Source organism: Candidatus Thiothrix putei (genome assembly GCA_029972225.1).
Taxonomy (GTDB): Bacteria; Pseudomonadota; Gammaproteobacteria; order Thiotrichales; family Thiotrichaceae; genus Thiothrix; species Thiothrix putei.
The window spans coordinates 2,514,210-2,531,599 of sequence record CP124756.1; the positions used below are offsets into that span (position 1 = coordinate 2,514,210).

The 17,390-nt window shown below is 50.9% G+C and carries 18 protein-coding genes; 7 read left to right on the top strand and 11 right to left on the bottom strand.

Annotated features, from left to right (window positions below):
* Positions 1-74: 74 nt before the first annotated feature.
* Entirely contained in the window at positions 75-2,348 is a 2,274-nt protein-coding gene (locus QJT81_12930) for a DNA internalization-related competence protein ComEC/Rec2 (protein ID WGZ92750.1), read from the bottom strand.
* Between the two features lie 70 nt (positions 2,349-2,418).
* Between QJT81_12930 and QJT81_12935 the strand changes: the two genes are divergently transcribed.
* The gene (locus tag QJT81_12935) at positions 2,419-2,958 is read left to right on the top strand and encodes a DUF2062 domain-containing protein (protein WGZ92751.1); all 540 of its coding nucleotides are present in this window, start codon (positions 2,419-2,421) and stop codon (positions 2,956-2,958) included.
* Here QJT81_12935 and lolD read toward each other — a convergent pair.
* The 3 genes from lolD to QJT81_12950 are packed head-to-tail and all read right to left on the bottom strand — an operon-like array spanning position 2,955 to position 6,133.
* Positions 2,955-3,635, bottom strand: a complete 681-nt coding sequence (lolD, locus tag QJT81_12940; protein WGZ92752.1) for a lipoprotein-releasing ABC transporter ATP-binding protein LolD — start codon at positions 3,633-3,635, stop codon at positions 2,955-2,957. The genes QJT81_12935 and lolD overlap by 4 nt on opposite strands.
* The gene (locus QJT81_12945) at positions 3,628-4,893 is read right to left on the bottom strand and encodes a lipoprotein-releasing ABC transporter permease subunit (protein ID WGZ92753.1); all 1,266 of its coding nucleotides are present in this window, start codon (positions 4,891-4,893) and stop codon (positions 3,628-3,630) included. Before QJT81_12945 ends, lolD begins: the two co-directional genes overlap by 8 nt.
* The gene (locus tag QJT81_12950) at positions 4,886-6,133 is read right to left on the bottom strand and encodes a lipoprotein-releasing ABC transporter permease subunit (protein ID WGZ92754.1); all 1,248 of its coding nucleotides are present in this window, start codon (positions 6,131-6,133) and stop codon (positions 4,886-4,888) included. The genes QJT81_12945 and QJT81_12950 overlap by 8 nt, the downstream gene beginning before the upstream one ends.
* 59 nt (positions 6,134-6,192) lie before the next feature.
* Here QJT81_12950 and QJT81_12955 point away from each other — a divergent pair, with 59 nt between their 5' ends.
* Positions 6,193-6,441 (top strand): hypothetical protein, encoded by a 249-nt coding sequence (locus tag QJT81_12955; GenBank protein ID WGZ92755.1) that lies wholly within the window; start codon positions 6,193-6,195, stop codon positions 6,439-6,441.
* Positions 6,442-6,456: 15 nt separating this feature from the next.
* On the opposite strand, the gene QJT81_12960 is transcribed toward QJT81_12955, so the two are convergent.
* Together QJT81_12960 and QJT81_12965 are read right to left on the bottom strand one after the other, a co-directional pair.
* The gene (locus tag QJT81_12960) at positions 6,457-6,846 is read right to left on the bottom strand and encodes a type II toxin-antitoxin system VapC family toxin (protein ID WGZ92756.1); all 390 of its coding nucleotides are present in this window, start codon (positions 6,844-6,846) and stop codon (positions 6,457-6,459) included.
* Positions 6,846-7,097, bottom strand: coding sequence for an AbrB/MazE/SpoVT family DNA-binding domain-containing protein (locus QJT81_12965; GenBank protein ID WGZ92757.1), 252 nt, complete (start codon positions 7,095-7,097; stop codon positions 6,846-6,848). The genes QJT81_12960 and QJT81_12965 overlap by 1 nt, the downstream gene beginning before the upstream one ends.
* A gap of 127 nt (positions 7,098-7,224) precedes the next feature.
* Here QJT81_12965 and QJT81_12970 point away from each other — a divergent pair, with 127 nt between their 5' ends.
* The 5 genes from QJT81_12970 (at position 7,225) to QJT81_12990 (ending at position 11,987) form a co-directional block, all read left to right on the top strand.
* A complete protein-coding gene (locus QJT81_12970; protein WGZ92758.1) occupies positions 7,225-7,476 on the top strand; it encodes a type II toxin-antitoxin system CcdA family antitoxin in 252 nt (83 codons plus the stop codon).
* 1 nt (position 7,477) lies between these two features.
* Positions 7,478-7,789: a CcdB family protein gene (locus QJT81_12975; protein WGZ92759.1), complete on the top strand. Its 312-nt coding sequence runs from the start codon at positions 7,478-7,480 to the stop codon at positions 7,787-7,789.
* Positions 7,790-7,872: 83 nt separating this feature from the next.
* Complete coding sequence (parE, locus tag QJT81_12980; protein ID WGZ92760.1) at positions 7,873-9,768, top strand: DNA topoisomerase IV subunit B; 1,896 nt, start codon at positions 7,873-7,875, stop codon at positions 9,766-9,768.
* The gene (locus tag QJT81_12985; GenBank protein ID WGZ92761.1) at positions 9,765-10,223 is read left to right on the top strand and encodes an MEKHLA domain-containing protein; all 459 of its coding nucleotides are present in this window, start codon (positions 9,765-9,767) and stop codon (positions 10,221-10,223) included. The genes parE and QJT81_12985 overlap by 4 nt, the downstream gene beginning before the upstream one ends.
* Positions 10,224-10,298: 75 nt before the next feature.
* On the top strand, positions 10,299-11,987 hold the full coding sequence (locus tag QJT81_12990; GenBank protein WGZ92762.1) for a hypothetical protein: 1,689 nt from the start codon (positions 10,299-10,301) through the stop codon (positions 11,985-11,987).
* Here the strand turns inward: QJT81_12990 and tadA are convergent.
* The 5 genes from tadA to QJT81_13015 all read right to left on the bottom strand — a co-directional run bounded on the left by tadA (position 11,967) and on the right by QJT81_13015 (position 17,272).
* Complete coding sequence (gene tadA, locus QJT81_12995) at positions 11,967-12,428, bottom strand: tRNA adenosine(34) deaminase TadA (GenBank protein WGZ96485.1); 462 nt, start codon at positions 12,426-12,428, stop codon at positions 11,967-11,969. The genes QJT81_12990 and tadA overlap by 21 nt on opposite strands.
* A 141-nt stretch (positions 12,429-12,569) precedes the next feature.
* A complete protein-coding gene (avd, locus tag QJT81_13000) occupies positions 12,570-12,902 on the bottom strand; it encodes a diversity-generating retroelement protein Avd (GenBank protein WGZ92763.1) in 333 nt (110 codons plus the stop codon).
* Positions 12,899-13,993: a reverse transcriptase domain-containing protein gene (locus tag QJT81_13005; protein ID WGZ92764.1), complete on the bottom strand. Its 1,095-nt coding sequence runs from the start codon at positions 13,991-13,993 to the stop codon at positions 12,899-12,901. The genes avd and QJT81_13005 overlap by 4 nt, the downstream gene beginning before the upstream one ends.
* Positions 13,994-14,151: 158 nt before the next feature.
* Positions 14,152-16,941 carry an SUMF1/EgtB/PvdO family nonheme iron enzyme gene (locus QJT81_13010; GenBank protein ID WGZ96486.1) on the bottom strand — a complete coding sequence of 930 codons (2,790 nt, stop codon included), beginning with the start codon at positions 16,939-16,941 and terminating at the stop codon, positions 14,152-14,154.
* A complete protein-coding gene (locus QJT81_13015; protein ID WGZ92765.1) occupies positions 16,931-17,272 on the bottom strand; it encodes a hypothetical protein in 342 nt (113 codons plus the stop codon). Before QJT81_13015 ends, QJT81_13010 begins: the two co-directional genes overlap by 11 nt.
* Positions 17,273-17,390 lie beyond the last annotated feature (118 nt).

A 17,390-nucleotide genomic window follows, 5' to 3' on the forward strand; every position in this document is an offset into this window, starting at 1 on the left:
CTGTGCAAAAACTCATGGAGAAATGCTCTGGATTTTGGCATAAATAATAATATTTCGCCATGCTACTTTTTACATTAGCGATTCCACAGATGCATTTGTGCGGTGCGCCATTCGCGTACTTGTCTATTTTCACCAGAAGCAGGGAAATCTAGGCGCAATTCCCCCGTTTCAGACGTGTTTAGCAATTTTATATCACGGGCAACATAACGTTGCATAACGCTAGGATGCGGATGATGAAAACGATTACGGTAGCCACTGGTCACAATACCCAAGGTTGGCGCAACCGCCTGAATAAAGGCGGGGCTGGAAGATGTCTTACTACCATGATGCGGTAGCAATAATACCTCAGCGCGTAAGTCTGCGGCCTGCTTGACTAACCACTTCTCTGCCGGACGCTCAATATCAGCCGTTAATAATACACTGTGGTAGGCATTTGCTATTTTTAATACACAAGAACGGTTGTTTTGTGTGACATCTGGAAATTTTTCATCTGGATGCAAGAGCATGAATTCAACCCCGTCCCACTGCCATGCCTGACCGGCCGTACACAAATCGGCATGATGAGCTGGCAAGGTATCCACGCTACTGACTAACACCTGACTAACCGGCATGGCGCTCACTAGCGCCGCTGCCCCACCGCTATGATCATTATCTGCATGAGACACGACTAAGGTATCGAGTTGCGTAATACCTTGCCCACGCAACCAGGGTAATACCACTAACGCCCCCGTATCAAAACTATCGGATACTTTAGGGCCAGTATCGAAAACCAAAGTATGATGCGCTGTTTGCACCACGCTGGCTAAACCTTGCCCAACATCCAACACGCTGACACGAAAAGCACCGTTCTCTACCTTGGGCGGTTGCCATAATACCAATGGCAACATCAGTAACATCCCCAACCAGCGTCCAGGCATTCCACGCGGCAACCACAAGATAACAAAGCCTAATAACGCCAGAAATAACCAAGGCATGGGAAGTAACGGCATGTACATTGCCGAAAAGGGGAGCGATGCCAACCACTCCAACACCCACATCAGCCACTCCAACAAGGTAGCCGCTAGGATCCAAACCCAGCTTGCGGCTGTTGCCCACCACCCTGCCAGCACAATCCCCAACAATACCAAGGGTGTCACCACAAACGTGACGATGGGAATAGCCAACAGATTCGCTAAGGGCGAACTCAACGAAATCATCCCGAAAAAACCAGCAGCCAAAGGAATCGTCCCCAGTGATAACACCAACTGCATCCACACCACTGCGGATTTGCCCAGTTTACGTTGGCGTATTCCCAACCATACCAGTAACGCCACCGTTGAAAACGATAACCAAAAACCCACGGATAAACTGGCTAACGGGTCAAGCAATAACACCAGCAACAAAGCAAGACTCATGGTGACACTGAACGGCACGTGTCGTCGCCACACCAAACCCGCCATAACCACCAGCAACATAATCAAGGTACGCTGGGTTGGAATATTAAAGCCCGCTAGCAATGCATAACCCGTTGCCAACACACCACCGGTTAAGGCTGCTGCTACCCGTAAGGGCAACCACAAATACAACATAGGGAACAAACGCCAGACTCCCCAAACCGGCAAAATACCCAAACTCGCCACCATCGTGATATGCAAACCCGAAATCGCTAACAGATGAATCGTGCCGGTTTTGCGCAACACATCCCATTGTTGCTGAGGAATCGCTTCGGTATAGGCAATTGCCAACCCCTGCACCAACCCGGTCATCTCGGAACCTGACAAGGCCGTCGCAATTTTTTCCTGCAAATGCTGGCGCAGATGATTCGGTTGCCACCAATCGGCTGCGTCTAAGCGTTGATTATCCGCAGACTTGCGCACATAGCCACTTCCTCCAATGCGTTGCGTAAACAACCATTGCTCATAGTCAAAACCATTAGGGTTCATGAAACCGTTAGGGCGTTTAGCGCGTATCAGCAATTGCCAGCGCTCACCCGCACGAATAAAAGGAACATCATCCGCATACCAAGCTACCTTTAAATGTCCACGGTAATGTGGCGTATCAGCCGCAAACAGAAAACTTAAGCCATCAACCCGCTGTTCCGGCACATCAGCAACCATACCCGTTAGGAGAATGTCCTCACCTTCCCAAGCTTCCGGCAACCAATCCGCCCGTACCCCATGTGCAACCCATAAGGCGTAAACACTACCCAGCAACATCCCTGCCAATAGCGTCACCGCAACCCAACGCCGGTACAAACTCAAACCCACAATCAAGCCCGTGAGACTCGCAACAACACCCCAAAACAGTGCATCCATAACCGGTAGACGCGGCAAAACCAGCAACACCAACGTGCCTATAAAAAAACTCACTGAAAAGGTGCGCATATTTCGCAAACCATGGATAATGAATAACCTTTATTCTTATTGCTGTTAAAACTTCATGCCGCGAAAATTTCTGCGTAAACTGTTTCCCGACCCTGAGAAACTCAAAGAGCACAAACATCTTCAGTTTTTAGGGGATACGCTGCATTTGCCTTGTCTGTGGCATTTGAATCGACGGAATGTTGCCTCAGCATTTGCTATCGGGCTGTTTTGCATGTGGATTCCTGTACCATTCCAGTCCATTATCGCCGCATTATTAGCCGTTTTTTTCCGTGCAAACCTGCCCTTAGCCGTCGTCTTAGTCTTTGTCACCAATCCCGTCACCATGCCCCCAATGCTCTATGCAGCTTACTTGTTAGGGGCTGCCATCGTCGGGCATCCTCCTGCGGGTTTCAACTTTGAACCCAGCCTTGACTGGTTAATGAATGGACTGATATTAATCTGGAAACCGTTTTTACTCGGTATCTTCATTAGTGCGGTGTTGTCATCCATCTCAGGCTATTACATGGTTCATCTATTGTGGCGCTTGCACCTGATCCGACATTTAAAAGAGCGGCGCGAACGCAAACACCGTAAAACACCACCGCCGCAAGACTAAGCATGACTCAACACACCATCGGTCAAGCGATACACCGTATCCATTTTTGCAGCCAATTGCAGGTCATGCGTGACCACCACAAACGCGGTTCCCAAAGAATCATTCAAACTCTGCATCAAATTAAATACATTCTCAGCCGTGTGGTGATCCAAGTTACCCGTAGGTTCGTCGGCTAATACCGCTTGCGGGCGTGTCACCAAAGCACGGGCAATCGCCGCACGCTGACGTTCCCCACCAGACAGTTGCGCCGGTTTATGGTTGAGTCGCTCTTTTAAACCTACCTTCGTCAACATATCCGCTGCCTGAGCGCTGGCTTCTGCGACTTTTACCCCACGAATCAACAGCGGCATTGCTACATTTTCCAATGCGGTAAATTCAGGTAGCAAATGATGAAACTGGTAAATAAAGCCCATTGACTCATTACGCAACACCCCCCGTTCTGTATCCGATAACTGATCCATGCGCTTGCCTAGCACTTCCACATGCCCTGAGGATGGCAAATCCAAGCCCCCCATCAAATGCAACAAAGTGCTTTTACCACTACCGGAACTACCTAAAATTGCTACTTTTTCACCCGCATGAATCTGTAAATCCACCCCGCGTAACACTTCCACGTCTAAACGGCCTTCCGTGAAGCGCTTGCCCAGTTGTTGGCAGGAAATAATCACCTTACTCATAACGCAGCGCCTCCGCAGGCTGAACTTTGGACGCACGCCAAGCAGGGTAAAGCGTCGCGAGAATCGACATAAACAGCGCACTCAAGGCAATCACCATGACATCACCGGGATTCACCCGTGATTCGAGTTCGCTAATAAAATAAACATCGGCATTAATGAAATGCGTATCAAACAGACGCTCCAGAAACGGCACAATCACATCCAGATTCGTCGCCAGCAACACGCCCAACACAACCCCAATCAGGGTTCCGAACACACCGATCAGTGTCCCTTGCACCATAAAAATTTTCATGATACGACCCGATGACAAGCCTAAAGTACGTAAGATAGCAATATCGCCTTCCTTATCGGTGACAACCATCACTAACGTTGACACCAAATTAAACGCAGCCACGGCAATGATCAGCAATAAAATAATGAACATCACCGATTTTTGCGCTTGAATTGCCTTGAACTGGTTTTTGTTCAAATTCGTCCAATCATTGGCCCACATATCCGGCCATGCAGACCCCATGCGTTGCAAGATGGTTTGTGCCATTTGTGGCGCAAGATACAAATCACTCAACGTCATGCGCAAACCCGTGACATCGCCCGCCATTTCAAATGTTTTGGCGGCATCTTCAAGGTTTACATAAGCCGTGGTGGTATCAAATTGCTGCATATCCACCCGAAAAATTGCTGCAATGGTGAAACGCTGTAACGCTGGCATTTCGCCGGTTTCCAAGGCATTTTCACTGGGGCTAACCAAGGTAAGCGCATCGCCTACGTCTACTTTCAGCTCTTTTGCCATCGTTGCCCCGATAGCAACGTTAAAACTGCCCGGTTGCAGTTTGTGCATATCGCCTTTGACGACATGCTTAAAAACTGTACTGACTTGCTCTTCCTGCTCCGGCACAATGCCTTGCAACACGGCAGCGCGAGCTTCATCACCCTGATTCAGCATGGCGGGCTTTTCGATAAACGGTGAAACCGCTTTAACACCCGGAAAATTTAACAAATCCTGTTGCACTGCTTGCCAGTCGGATACCCCTAAATCGTGTTCGGATACCGTGACATGCGCCAACATCCCCATAATACGTTCGCGCATGGTTTGCTCGAAACCGTTCATCACTGACAGTACCGTGATCAACACCAAAACGCCAATGGCGATGCCAATCATCGAGGCCAGTGAGATGAAGGAAATGAAATGCTTCTGCCGCTGCGAGCGGGTATAGCGCAAGCCGACAAACAGCTCCATAGGCTGGAACATTTTACTCATAGCGCAGTGACTCCGCCGGTTGGATTTGCGAGGCGCGCCAGGCCGGATAAAGGGTTGCCAATACCGACGCAATCAGCGAGGCAATACCGATCCAGATCACATTGCTCCAACGCAAATCTGAGGGAATTTCGCTGATATAAAACACGTCAGACGAAAAGATTTTGAACCCAAACGTGTTCTCCAAAAACGGAATCACGGTATCAATATTCAGCGATAGCCAGACCCCTAAACCAACCCCTACCAAGGTGCCAAATACCCCGATAATGCTGCCCTGAATCATGAAAATTCGCATAATGCGCTGCCCGGACATCCCAAAAGTCCGCAGGATAGCAATATCCGACTCTTTATCATTCACCGCCATCATCAACGAGGCCACCAGGTTAAACAGTGCGACACATACCACCAAAAACAGAATCATGGTCATCACAATGCGCTCGGTTTTCACCGCCCGGAAAAAGCTGCCGTGTTCTTCACTCCAGTCAACAACTTCAAAGTCCTTGCCTAATTTAGCTTGTAATTCATGTCCGATAGCGGGTGCTGCAAACATATCATCCAGTTTCAAACGTACCCCACCAACATTTTCCCCCAGCCTGAATAGGCGTGACGCATCACTCAGCTCAATAAAACCGGTCATGCCATCGTATTCGGGGTGTCCAATTTGGTAGATACCGGTGACAGTAAAGCGTTTCAGGCGCGGTAAAATTCCCGCAGGGGTAACTTGTACTTGCGGCACAATCACCGTGACTTTATCACCGGGAATGACACCGAGTGCTGCGGCAGCTTCAACGCCCAACACAATACCGTACTCACGCGGGACAAGATTACTGAAACTGCCATCCAACATCTTGAAATTCACATCGCTGACCTGGCCTTGTAGTGCCGGATCAATACCTTGCAACACAATACCGCGCATCAAGTTGCCATTGGTGAGCATGACCTGTTTTTGCACATAAGGCGCTGCACCAATGACGTGTTTTTGCGCCTTTAATCCGTCCAGCTTTGCCGTCCAATCGGAGAGTTGCCCATTTGTCCCCGAAACCGTGACATGGGAAACCACTCCCAGTATCTTGTCCCTGAGTTCCTTTTCAAACCCGTTCATGATCGACAAAACCGTGATCAGCACCATGACCCCCAGCAGGATGCCGAGCATCGAGGCGAACGAAATGAACGAGATGAAACGGTTACGCCGCCGTGAATGCGTGTACCGCTGTCCGATGAATAATTCGAGTGGTGTAAACATGGGTGGCGATTGTACAGATGATGAGTGTCGTTTAATAGTGAAGTATCGGGAGATCAGACATGCGTTTGTCTAAATGGTTTAGTGCCTTGTTGCTGGCGGTACCTTTTTTTGCCAATACAGCCTTTGCGGATTACCCCAACCGTGGCATGAGCATGAATAGCGTCAAGGCGCAGTATGGCGAACCGCAATCGGTAAGGCAGTCAGCTAATCCGGTCAAAAAACGCTGGCCTCGGATTACGGTGTGGAATTATGGCACATTTTCAGTGTATTTTGAGCGCAAGACAGTGCTGCATACGGTGGTGCATTAAAAGGGTGGTGGATGCTTAACGGATCGACATAACCGGGCTACTGATGCTCAAATCTTTCCAGATTTTATCGGCGGTCACAATTTCCATCTGCATGTCTTCGCCCGTCGCCACACAAGCACGGTCAGCCAGTGATAAACCCAAAGGGGCAGCTTGTTGCCACAGTTCTGCCGCGATTTCAGCCTGTTGTTGCGAAAACGGTACGACTTCAAGCCCCAGACTTTGCAGCAATTGCCCGATACTGCCTGCATTCAACCCCGCTTTGCGTAGCTTTTGCATCACTTCTGACCAGTTGACGCTGGAAATCACCGCCTCATCCAGCAAAGGCTGTACCTTGTCGGCTCCGGTTTCTTTGTGAATGACTGCCAACAATGCGGAAGCATCCAGCACATAACGTTTATCCAGCATCATTCCTTCCTTGCACTCTCCCTGCGCTCATCAATCAACTCTTGTGCAAGATCAATCGTTGCAGGAATGGCTGACATTTCCTGATAAATTTTCTCCCACAACAGAGCTTTTGGTTCCAACACCAAACGCCCATTTTCCATATGGGCAATCAGGCGTGAACCGGCTGTCAAACCTAATTGCTTGCGAAAAACAGAGGGTATGACCAAACGGCCTTGCTGGGTAACAGCGATTTCAAATGCTTGTGCAGGCATGGTGGATAGTCTCTTGTGTGGCAGATACAAATGAGTATGCCACAATTAGTCGACTTCACCAAAAAACATGTTTGCTGCGCATTCACAATGCGCGTAAAATAGCGGGTAATACATGAGGAAATCACACATGCAAACTGCGCTTATTTACGACAAAAGCTCCCCCAAACGTGCTTCCAATCTCAGTATCAACAGTTCACTGCTTGAACAAGCTCGCCATTACAAAATTAACCTCTCGAAGTTGTTGGAAAATGCGCTTATTGACACCCTCCAGCAAAAAAAGTCTAGCGAGTGGTTGGAACAAAATCGTCTCGCACTCAATGCCTACAATGAACGCATCGAACAGCGCGGTGTATTCAGTGACGGCTTAAGGAGATTTTAAATTGGCGCAATTCGACGTTTACCGCAACACCAACAGCGCAACGTTTGCTGACATTCCCTACTTGCTGGATGTGCAAACCGATTTGTTGGATGTACTCAAAACACGCGTCGTTGTACCACTGGAATTGTGCGGCAATGCCAAACCCGCCCAAACCCTAACGCCCATTTTCAACATCGAAAACACACTGGTAATGATGTCCACGCCTGAACTGGCTGGTATTCATGCGCGTTATTTGGGTGAATACGTCACATCGGTTGCAAACCAACGCCAAGAAATCATGGCAGCACTGGATTTGTTGTTTTCAGGGATATAGTCAGCACCTGAGCAACCGACACTTTACGGATTGCCCCTAACCCGCTATTTTGACGCGCATCCCGACCAGAACTGACGAGAATAATGAGCAACAACACCTACAACGCCTCTTCCATCGAAGTCCTCACCGGACTCGACCCCGTGCGCAAACGCCCCGGCATGTACACCGACACCACGCGCCCTAACCACCTTGCGCAAGAAGTCATCGACAACAGCGTGGACGAAGCCCTCGCCGGACACGCCAACCAAATCGACGTAACCCTACACGCTGACGGCTCAGTTTCCGTCACCGACAACGGGCGCGGAATGCCGGTCGACATCCACCCCGAACAAGGTAAACCGGGGATCGAAGTCATCCTCTGCACCCTGCACGCAGGCGGCAAATTTTCCGACCAAAACTACCAATTCTCCGGCGGTTTACACGGTGTCGGCGTATCCGTTGTCAACGCCCTGTCGCGCAAACTCGAAGTCACCATCAAGCGCAATGCCCAGCTTTACCGCATGACATTTGCCGACGGCAACAAAGCCAGCGAACTCGAAGTCATCGGCAAAGCAGGCAAGCGCGAAACCGGCACAACCGTGCATTTCTGGCCAGATGGCAAATACTTCGACACCGTAAAATTCGGCGTAAAAGCCCTCAAGCACAATTTACGCTCAAAAGCGGTACTCTGCCCCGGCTTACGCATCCGTTTCACCGACGCTTCGACCACCGAACCCGAAGTCACCGAATGGTATTACCAAAGCGGTTTGCGCGATTACCTCAACGAAGCCATCAGCGAATTCATCACCTTGCCCGAAGACCCGTTCACCGGCTCACTCACCGCGCCGCGTGAAACGCTCGATTGGGCATTGCTGTGGCTACCCGAAGGCGGCACAGCCATCCAAGAAAGCTACGTCAACCTGATTCCGACGGTGCAAGGCGGCACACACGTCAACGGCTTGCGCACGGGTGTCACCGATGCGTTGCGCGAATACTGCGAATTCCGCAATCTATTGCCACGCGGCATGAAACTGACCCCCGATGATGTGTGGGAAAATATCGCCTTCGTGCTGTCATTCAAGATGCAAGACCCACAATTCGCCGGGCAAACCAAAGAACGCCTGTCCTCCCGCGAAGCCGCCAGTTTCATCAGCGGCGCAATCAAGGACGCATTCAGCCTCTATCTCAACAACAACACCGTGATCGGCGAACAACTCGCGCAACTGGCAATCAACAACGCCACCAAACGCCAGAAAGCCAGCAAAAAAGTTATCCGCAAGCGCGTCACCGCAGGCCCCGCCCTTCCCGGAAAACTCGCGGATTGTTCCTCGCAAGACACTACCCGCACCGAATTGTTTCTGGTCGAAGGCGATTCCGCAGGCGGTTCCGCCAAGCAAGCGCGTGACCGCGAATTCCAAGCCATCATGCCGTTGCGCGGTAAAATCCTGAATACGTGGGAAGTCGATTCCGAACAAGTGTTGGGTTCGCAAGAGGTACATGACATTTCCGTGGCAATTGGCGTAGAACCCGGCAATGTCGATTTGAGCCAATTGCGCTACGGCAAAATCTGCATTCTCGCCGACGCGGATTCGGATGGGGCGCACATAGCCACGCTGCTGTGTGCTTTATTTGTCAAACACTTCCGCCCCTTAGTGGAAGCTGGTCATGTCTTCGTGGCGATGCCACCGCTGTACCGCATCGACATTGGCAAGGAAGTCTATTACGCGCTGGATGAAGCTGAAAAACAGGCACGTCTCGACATCATTACTGCCGAGAAAAAACGCGGCACGGTTGCCGTCACCCGCTTCAAAGGCTTGGGTGAAATGAACCCGTTGCAATTGCGCGAAACCACCATTTCCCCCGACACCCGCCGTCTGGTGAAACTCAGCCTCGACGACACCGACGCCGCCGACCTGATGATGGATATGTTGCTGGCAAAAAAACGTGCATCCGACCGCAAGCAATGGCTGGAAACCAAAGGCAATCTGGCAAGCGTATGATGGATACCGCTCAACTCACCACGCACTTGCACTTGCTGCATTCCAGCTTCCGCCATTACGTCGGGCGTGATTTGGCGGATTTACCTTGGCAAGGTGAAAGTACAGTCAATACCCTCGATACTGCGCCGTTTGTGTTGCTCTCACACAATACGGATGCTGACCCAATCTTCACTTACGGCAATCAGAAAGCGCTGGAAGTATTTGAAATGGATTGGGAAACGCTCACTCAATTGCCCTCGCGCTACTCTGCTGAAGCGTTAGTACGCGAAGAGCGCGAACACTTGCTGCAAACCGTTGCCCGCCAAGGCTACATCGACAATTACGCGGGGGTGCGCATTTCCAGCACTGGGCGACGTTTTTTGATTCACCAAGCCATTGTGTGGAACTTGCGGGATGCGCACGGCAACTACGCGGGGCAGGCCGCTTACTTTGATCATTGGGAATTTCTGCCTTAAAAGCTCACGGGTAGGTCTATACTCTAAGGCTCAATAACATCGGGCAACCCGCCAAGCGGACAAGGAGATATAAGTATGTCGACCACCATTGAGCAACAAATCAATGCTGATCTCGCGGCTTTTGCACAAGACCCCAAAGCCTTCATGAATCGCCAACCGCCGAAAACCGATGCCGCAGGCAATCCCGTTACCGGCGCAACTCTGTTTTCACGCACGGCTATTGAGAACCAAGACTACATTGCAGCGCGTGATGAACAACGCATGGACATCCTGCAACCGTCTGCTGGCACACCGGGCGGTGTTTCCACCCGTGCAGCGATTGCCTCCAACGACAAACCCGTCAACTTGGTCGATGCACTGACCTACAACAAACTCAGTGAGATGGAAACGGCTGGTCTGAAAAAAGCCACACTCGCCGAATCACCTTGGTCAGACGATTATTGGGCCATTTACAAAGGGATTCTCGGCGCACGTTATGCCGACCCTAATTTCCCGAAAGATTCGGACTGGAAAAAGAATTACGATTACATCCGTGCCATACCTGCTGCCAGCATTCTTGCCAGCGGCAATGCCAGCAAAATCAACAACCTTTCCCCATCCGAAAAATACGATGCCCTAATCGGTGACACTAACGAAACCCTCACCAAAAAAATGTGGGCAGACGGCAAATATTATTACGACAAAACCGGTTCGGTCGAAACCTGGATGGGCATTTGTCACGGTTGGGCACCCGCCGCTTATATGCTCGCCCGCCCCACCAAAAGCGTGACGCTCAAAACCCCAAGCAACGTTGCCATTACCTTTTACCCTTCTGACATCAAAGCTTTAGCATCGCTGCTATGGGCAAATGCCGCCAGCGCTACACGCTTTATCGGCGGTCGTTGCAATACCAAAGCGCCAGAAACCGATCCGGTCACGGGGCGGGTCAAATCGGCGGATTGTTTTGATACCAATCCCGGTGCATGGCATCTTGCCATCGTCAACCAGCTTGGTGCAGGCAAGCGCAGCATGGTGCTGGATGTCACCTTCGACTACGAAGTCTGGAATCAACCCCTTTACGCTTACGAATACCGCTATTTCAACCCGCAAAAAATGGTTTATGCCAACACACTGGCAGAAGCAACCGTGACGAAAGCGGCTTTCACCAACGATAAGTTCAAAGCTTACCGGGGAGCACAAAGTCAATCGGTGGTTGGGGTACGCATGGATGTTTCCTATGTGGTCGAAACCAGCCCCAGCCACAACACCAGTGACAGCCCAGAACGTGATTCCATCCAAAAAGTGACCTATTACTACGATGTGGAACTGGATGCGGCTGGTACTATCGTTGGCGGTGAGTGGTATACCAATAAACACCCCGATTTCTTGTGGACACCCGGCAAGGAGATGCGTGCCAAAACTACTTATGAATCTCAAGCAACCGGAACTTGGACAGCGGGCAACCCCGTACCGACTACGTGGCGGGCGGCAGCAAAGTTAGCCAGTCCGAAGGGGCAGCCACTCGCGGCGATTGTGGAACACATCATTAAGTTCGCAAACGGCGCTCAACCTGCTACGAGTGCGAACCCAGCACCAGCAAGCCCGACACCGGCTGCACCCATACCACCAAGCGTTACAACACCCACCACACCGGCTCCAGCGACACCTGCGCCAGTAACGCCAGCACCTGCGACACCCATTCCGGCAACACCTACGCCTCCAACAACACCCCCAGTATCCTCTGGTTCTTGGTTGAGTCGCTTGTTAAGACGCTGGTTTGGCTAACGCTGCCGCTGCCCGCCGTTCACGAAAGAATGCCTGCAATAGTGCGGCGCATTCTTCCTGTAATACACCGCCTTGCACCGCTGCCACTTTGTGGTAGTGGCGCGGGTGTTGTAGCAAGTCAAAGGCACTGCCCGCCGCGCCGGTTTTGGGGTCATACGCACCAAAGACTACCCGCTCCACCCTTGCATGTAACATCGCGCCGACACACATTAGGCAGGGTTCTAAGGTGACGTATAAGGTTGTATTAGGCAGGCGGTAATTGCCGACTGTCTGACCTGCTGTGCGCAGAGCAAGCATTTCGGCATGAGCAGAAGGGTCGTGTAAGGTAATCGGTTGATTCCAGCCTTCGGCAAGTATTTCACCATCGCGCACAATCACTGCCCCGACGGGGACTTCGCCTTGTTGCCATGCGTTGCGGGCGAGGGTTAGGGCGTGGCGCATCCAGTGTTCGTCGTGGGAAACCCCTCCCAGCCTCCCCTTATCAGGGGAGGAGCGAAGAGATACCGCCGTTTCTTGTCCCTCCCCTGACAAGGGGAGGTTAGGAGGGGTTTCTTCTGACGAGGTATTCATTGGCGAGTTACTCTATACAGCAGATTTACACCACCCGCCCAACAAACGCCCAACTTCTTCCAGCAAACGGCTGGCGTGTTCAAAGCGGCGTGTGTCCAGTAGCGTTAGGTCGTGGCTGAGGCGCAAGTAAAAACGTAGCTGTTTGAGTTTTACATCCGCCTGTTTGAGGGCGTTGGTTTGTTGCGTCTTATCGGTTGCCTGATACAGGCATTCCATGAAATCCATCGCCGTGGTTTGCAGGCGTTCGGTGACAACAAAGCGTTGAGTGCGAGGAAATTTAACGGTTTGGGGAATTAGCCAACGGATAAAATCGTAGCTTTTGGCAAATAAAGGGGATTCTTTCATGCAGCTTGGCGCCCGCTTCCCGTTACCTTGCGCACGGGTACAGGCTTGGCAAACAAACTACGCCGCAAACCCCACGTATCGGCGCGTTTCACGTGCGCCACCCAACCCTGAATACGCTGGTTCAAATCTTCACGGCTTAACTCACCTCGCGCATATTCGCGGTAATAACGCTGTAAACGCCGTTGGAAATTCACCCCATTTTTGCGCTTGAGGCGGCGATGGTCGGTATAAAGGCGGAAGCCGAGAAACGGGATACCACTGGTAACGGGATAGACCGTGCTGGATTTTTCATGCAACGCAAGGCGCAAGCCAAACAGGAATTCGCGGATGGCGGTTTTCCATTGCCACAATTGCGCTTTGCTATCGGCAAACAGCAGAAAATCATCCACATAGCGGACATAACCCCGACAACCTAATTCACGCTTCACAAACTGATCAAGTTCGTTAAGGTAAACATTCGCCCAAAACTGGCTGGTGAGGTTGCCGATGGGTAGCCCACGCGGACGGTTGACGGCGAACAGATCATCGCTGGGAAAATACACCATCTGATATTCACCCGTGAGAATGCCTTCACCGCTTTTGACGATTTGGCGCATCAGCCAACGGATTTTTTCGTCGGTGATTTTGCGGTAGAGCAGCGATTCCATCACTGCGTGGTCGATGCTGGGGAAGAATTGGCGCAGGTCACATTGCAGCACGTAGGGGTAACGCCGCATCAGGGTTTGGGCTTTGTCGATGGCGGCGTGTGTGCCTTTGCCCTTGCGGTTGGCGTAGGAGTCGCCGATAAAGGTATTGTCGTAAATCGCTTCGGTGATGTTGTGTAGGGCGTGATGCACTACCCGATCACGGAATGGCGCGGCGGATACCAGCCGTTTTTTAGGGTCGCGGATGTAGAAAGAATAGTATTCGCCCGGTTGCCACGTCTGGTCAGTTAATTCGCGTTTTAGGCGGATCAACTCATCGGCAAGGTTCATCTCGAAGCTGGCGGCAGCGGGACAGCCACGCTTGCCCTTCGCGGCTTTTTGCCAAGCAGCGTAGAGGTTGCTGAATTCCAGCAATTGTGGATACAAATTATCAAATACTTTTGCCATAACTTTTGCGCGTCGCCGCTACGCGGCGTTCGTTACCCAACTTCACCGTTATCTCATTGAACCAACAGCCTGCCAAACTGAACGTTTTAGTATTCAGAAGAGCAGGAATCAGCAGTCAGCATACCAGTACCCAGCACCTCAGCATAGCCAGGGAGAACTCAACAACCTAACAACAAACGAAAACCCAGATTGAGGTCCCGAATGTCAGGATGATACCTGTAACGAATCGCGCACCGCACGAAGTCGGCAGAATAGTACCAAGAACCCCCGCGAGTTATCTTATAATCAATTTTATCTATCAAGTTGCGTTCATTTTCCTGCCTTTCCCATTCGGCGTAGGTAAATTCAGGGCTACCAAAATCACTCCCCCAACGGCTGCTTGTCCACTCCCAGACATTGCCACTCATATCATGCAAGCCAAATGCCTTACCCGCTGGAAACATTCCCACTGCTGATGTACGCTTTAATTCGGTATCCTTATAGTTGCCCAGTTTAGGGTCAGGGTCAGATCCCCACGCATAACGTAAATCTTGCTTCCCACGCGCTGCATACTCCCATTCCGCTTCGGTGGGCAAACGAATTTTCAAGCACTCAATCTCACCCTCAGGCTTTACATCATCAAGCAAGTCATTCAGCCACACGCTGTAAGCCAGCGCCTCAAACCACGACACCCCAACAACTGGGTGATTATCCAGATTCCACTGTTTGTCATTCCAGTAATACGGCTGGAAGCGTTTTTTATCGTTTTTCAGCCACTTCCTGTAAGCCTCCCTACTGTCTTCAGGAAATGTCTCCAGCAGATTTTCACCGACCATTTCCCCGGCAAGCCACAAACCAGCGGCTTCCGGCAGTCTTTCGTGCCAAAAGGCTTGATCTTCGTACATCCCAGCTTCGATAAAACAACGGTATTGGGCATTGGTGACAGGATAACGGCTGATGAAAAAGCGCGGTAACGTGACATCGTGGGCTGGTTTTTCATCGTCATAACCTTCATCCCCTTCTGTCCCCATACGGAATGTACCTGTTGGGATTTCCTGCCAGTCAATGTCGGGGACGGTGCGCTGATTATCCTGCGTTTTTTTCACTGTGACACCGGGACGTGTATCGCCAATATCGCTAAGGATGCGCCCTGCTTTAGCGCGATCCTGCATGTCTGCTTCACCATCACGCATCAGGTCAACTAAACCATGCCGAATCTTCTGTGTTATCGCGTTACCTAGCGGGGCTGCCCCCACATCGTTCAATACCTCACCCGCAAACAACACATACTGCGATTCGCCGATAGCCAACAGTTTTTCCAGAATCGCTTTCGCTTTCTTCTGATCAGAATTCACCGCAGCGATAACACCCAATGACAACAGCAGGGTTTCTTTCCAATGTTCCGCTTGACCTAACAGTTCGGGGATTTTTTCAAACAATACCTCTTTTTCTTCCAATGCCAGCCCAAAACCTGCCAAGTATTCCTCAAACGTCAAATGGATAAAGCCGTATTGCTGATGCCCTCTCTCAATCAGCAGATTGGAATATTCATGAACGGATACCAGAAAACCCTTGGCTTGTTCAACAGCTTCGCGTTTGGAATACTCCTCTTCGGTTCGATAATACCGCTCCAAATAAGCGCGTATCGCTGTTTCGTTGATCAAACCACCCTGCGGATTGGTTTCACGCAAATGCAATGCCAGTTTTGCCAGCAAACTTTGTGTGGAACTCAGGTCAATATCGGGGCCAATCTGCCGACCGTCAAGATTACGGTTTTTCTTCCAACTGCCCAGCAATGTCCGCATATAGAGGCTATACAATTCAACCCGACGGTGCGGCAAGGTTACGCCCAATCGCTTAATAAGTGCCAACATCGAAGCCAATAAGGGGTTACTGGCAAGCCGCCGGATTCCCTCGTTATGCTCAACGACTTGTAACAGGGTTTGTAACTCCTGCTCTGCCAAACGTCGGGCATGGGCGTTATCTTTGCCCTGCGCCCATGCCAATTCCACCGCCAAGGTAAAGACGTTGAAAAAACGCCCAATTTCTTCGCCATTCCAGTCATTCAATGCCACCGTCTGCCAACGCGGATCACTCAAAGGACAGTCACGGTAGCCCACAAAACGGCTAGTAACGACCATACGATTACCGCTTTTCCGGTCACTTTGCGGGCTAGGAATCCATACCCGCACAAAATCTTCTACCAGTGAAACCACTTGCCCACGATTGTCACCCACCTCATCCAAGCCATCCATCAGAATAAAGGCTTTACCCTGTTCCAGCGCCGTATCAAACAGAAGACGTAATTTGTTGCCCTGTAACTGTGTTAACTTACCTTGAAAATACTGGGGCAGAAAATCTTGAAAGCTGATGTTTTGACGTTCCAAGGCTTCACTGTAAGCATTCAGCGGCAGCAAGATAGGCAACGGCGCATCCTCACGTTGTGCCAACCCTAACGCCAAACGCTTCATGCTGGTGGATTTGCCGCTACCGGGATCACCCAAGATCACCAATGCCTGTTGCCCATTGATCCATTGTTCCACGGGCAACGCGGCAGCATCCGCCCGTAAGATTTCTTGTTCTATCTTGTCAGGGTCTACATCTGATACAGCCTTTGAACCACAATAATAACGCCCCGCCTTGCGATGCCAAGACTCACCATCCGGCGTATCCAGACGGGCGCGGAGTGGCACATACACCGATTCAAGCTTAACCCCAACCGCCCCAAAGTTTTTTGCTGCCTCAACAATGCCATCCATGCCCTTGAAACTTAAATAATTGTAGGCTTCGACAATATAGCGGCGGTAGATAGCAAGCTGCTGTTGCAATTCCTCATCGCTAAACTGCGGGCTGGCGTGTTCACCGTAGATATTGATGACCAGCTTTTCGATGGTGTGTTTGTCACCCTGTACGAAGTCCTGATCGACTTCGACCTTATCCTTGAAAATCGTACCCGCTTTATCCAGCATCTCTGCCACCGTGAATTACCTTGTCACGCCCCACAAGGTCGCCCCTCACATCAACCTTGCCGTGAAAGGTAGTGCTGGTTGTGGAAGTATCCGTACTTTGAGGGCTGGTTTCTGATTTCCCCTCAATAAACACTTTAACAGCGGTGAGAATACCACCGAGAATTCCCAACACCTTAGCGCCAGTCTCGACCAACCAAGTAATCTGTTCCCGACCTGCTTGATCAAGCGTCAAAATATGCTGAGTCAAAGCAAAAATGTCATCCGCAAAATAAAACGCCACACCAGCCAATAAAGCAAATACCCAAATAACGATAATCAAACGCCACGTCATCACGATTTCCTCCACATCCACCACCATAAAAACCCCGCACCGCGCCACTCAAGACAGGATGCGGGAAAGTTTCGCTATTTGACCGGAGGGCAAACCGTCGCGATCCGGGTCGGGACAA

Bases quoted from the DNA above. Each gene is read 5' to 3' on its own strand.
- QJT81_12935 (WGZ92751.1), top strand. From the start codon at position 2,419: ATGCCGCGAAAATTTCTGCGTAAACTGTTTCCCGACCCTGAGAAACTC.
- lolD (WGZ92752.1), bottom strand. From the start codon at position 3,635: ATGAGTAAGGTGATTATTTCCTGCCAACAACTGGGCAAGCGCTTCACG.
- QJT81_12945 (WGZ92753.1), bottom strand. From the start codon at position 4,893: ATGAGTAAAATGTTCCAGCCTATGGAGCTGTTTGTCGGCTTGCGCTAT.
- QJT81_12950 (WGZ92754.1), bottom strand. From the start codon at position 6,133: ATGTTTACACCACTCGAATTATTCATCGGACAGCGGTACACGCATTCA.
- QJT81_12955 (WGZ92755.1), top strand. From the start codon at position 6,193: ATGCGTTTGTCTAAATGGTTTAGTGCCTTGTTGCTGGCGGTACCTTTT.
- QJT81_12960 (WGZ92756.1), bottom strand. From the start codon at position 6,846: ATGCTGGATAAACGTTATGTGCTGGATGCTTCCGCATTGTTGGCAGTC.
- QJT81_12965 (WGZ92757.1), bottom strand. From the start codon at position 7,097: ATGCCTGCACAAGCATTTGAAATCGCTGTTACCCAGCAAGGCCGTTTG.
- QJT81_12970 (WGZ92758.1), top strand. From the start codon at position 7,225: ATGCAAACTGCGCTTATTTACGACAAAAGCTCCCCCAAACGTGCTTCC.
- parE (WGZ92760.1), top strand. From the start codon at position 7,873: ATGAGCAACAACACCTACAACGCCTCTTCCATCGAAGTCCTCACCGGA.
- QJT81_12985 (WGZ92761.1), top strand. From the start codon at position 9,765: ATGATGGATACCGCTCAACTCACCACGCACTTGCACTTGCTGCATTCC.
- QJT81_12990 (WGZ92762.1), top strand. From the start codon at position 10,299: ATGTCGACCACCATTGAGCAACAAATCAATGCTGATCTCGCGGCTTTT.
- tadA (WGZ96485.1), bottom strand. From the start codon at position 12,428: ATGCGCCACGCCCTAACCCTCGCCCGCAACGCATGGCAACAAGGCGAA.
- avd (WGZ92763.1), bottom strand. From the start codon at position 12,902: ATGAAAGAATCCCCTTTATTTGCCAAAAGCTACGATTTTATCCGTTGG.
- QJT81_13005 (WGZ92764.1), bottom strand. From the start codon at position 13,993: ATGGCAAAAGTATTTGATAATTTGTATCCACAATTGCTGGAATTCAGC.
- QJT81_13010 (WGZ96486.1), bottom strand. From the start codon at position 16,941: ATGCTGGATAAAGCGGGTACGATTTTCAAGGATAAGGTCGAAGTCGAT.
- QJT81_13015 (WGZ92765.1), bottom strand. From the start codon at position 17,272: ATGACGTGGCGTTTGATTATCGTTATTTGGGTATTTGCTTTATTGGCT.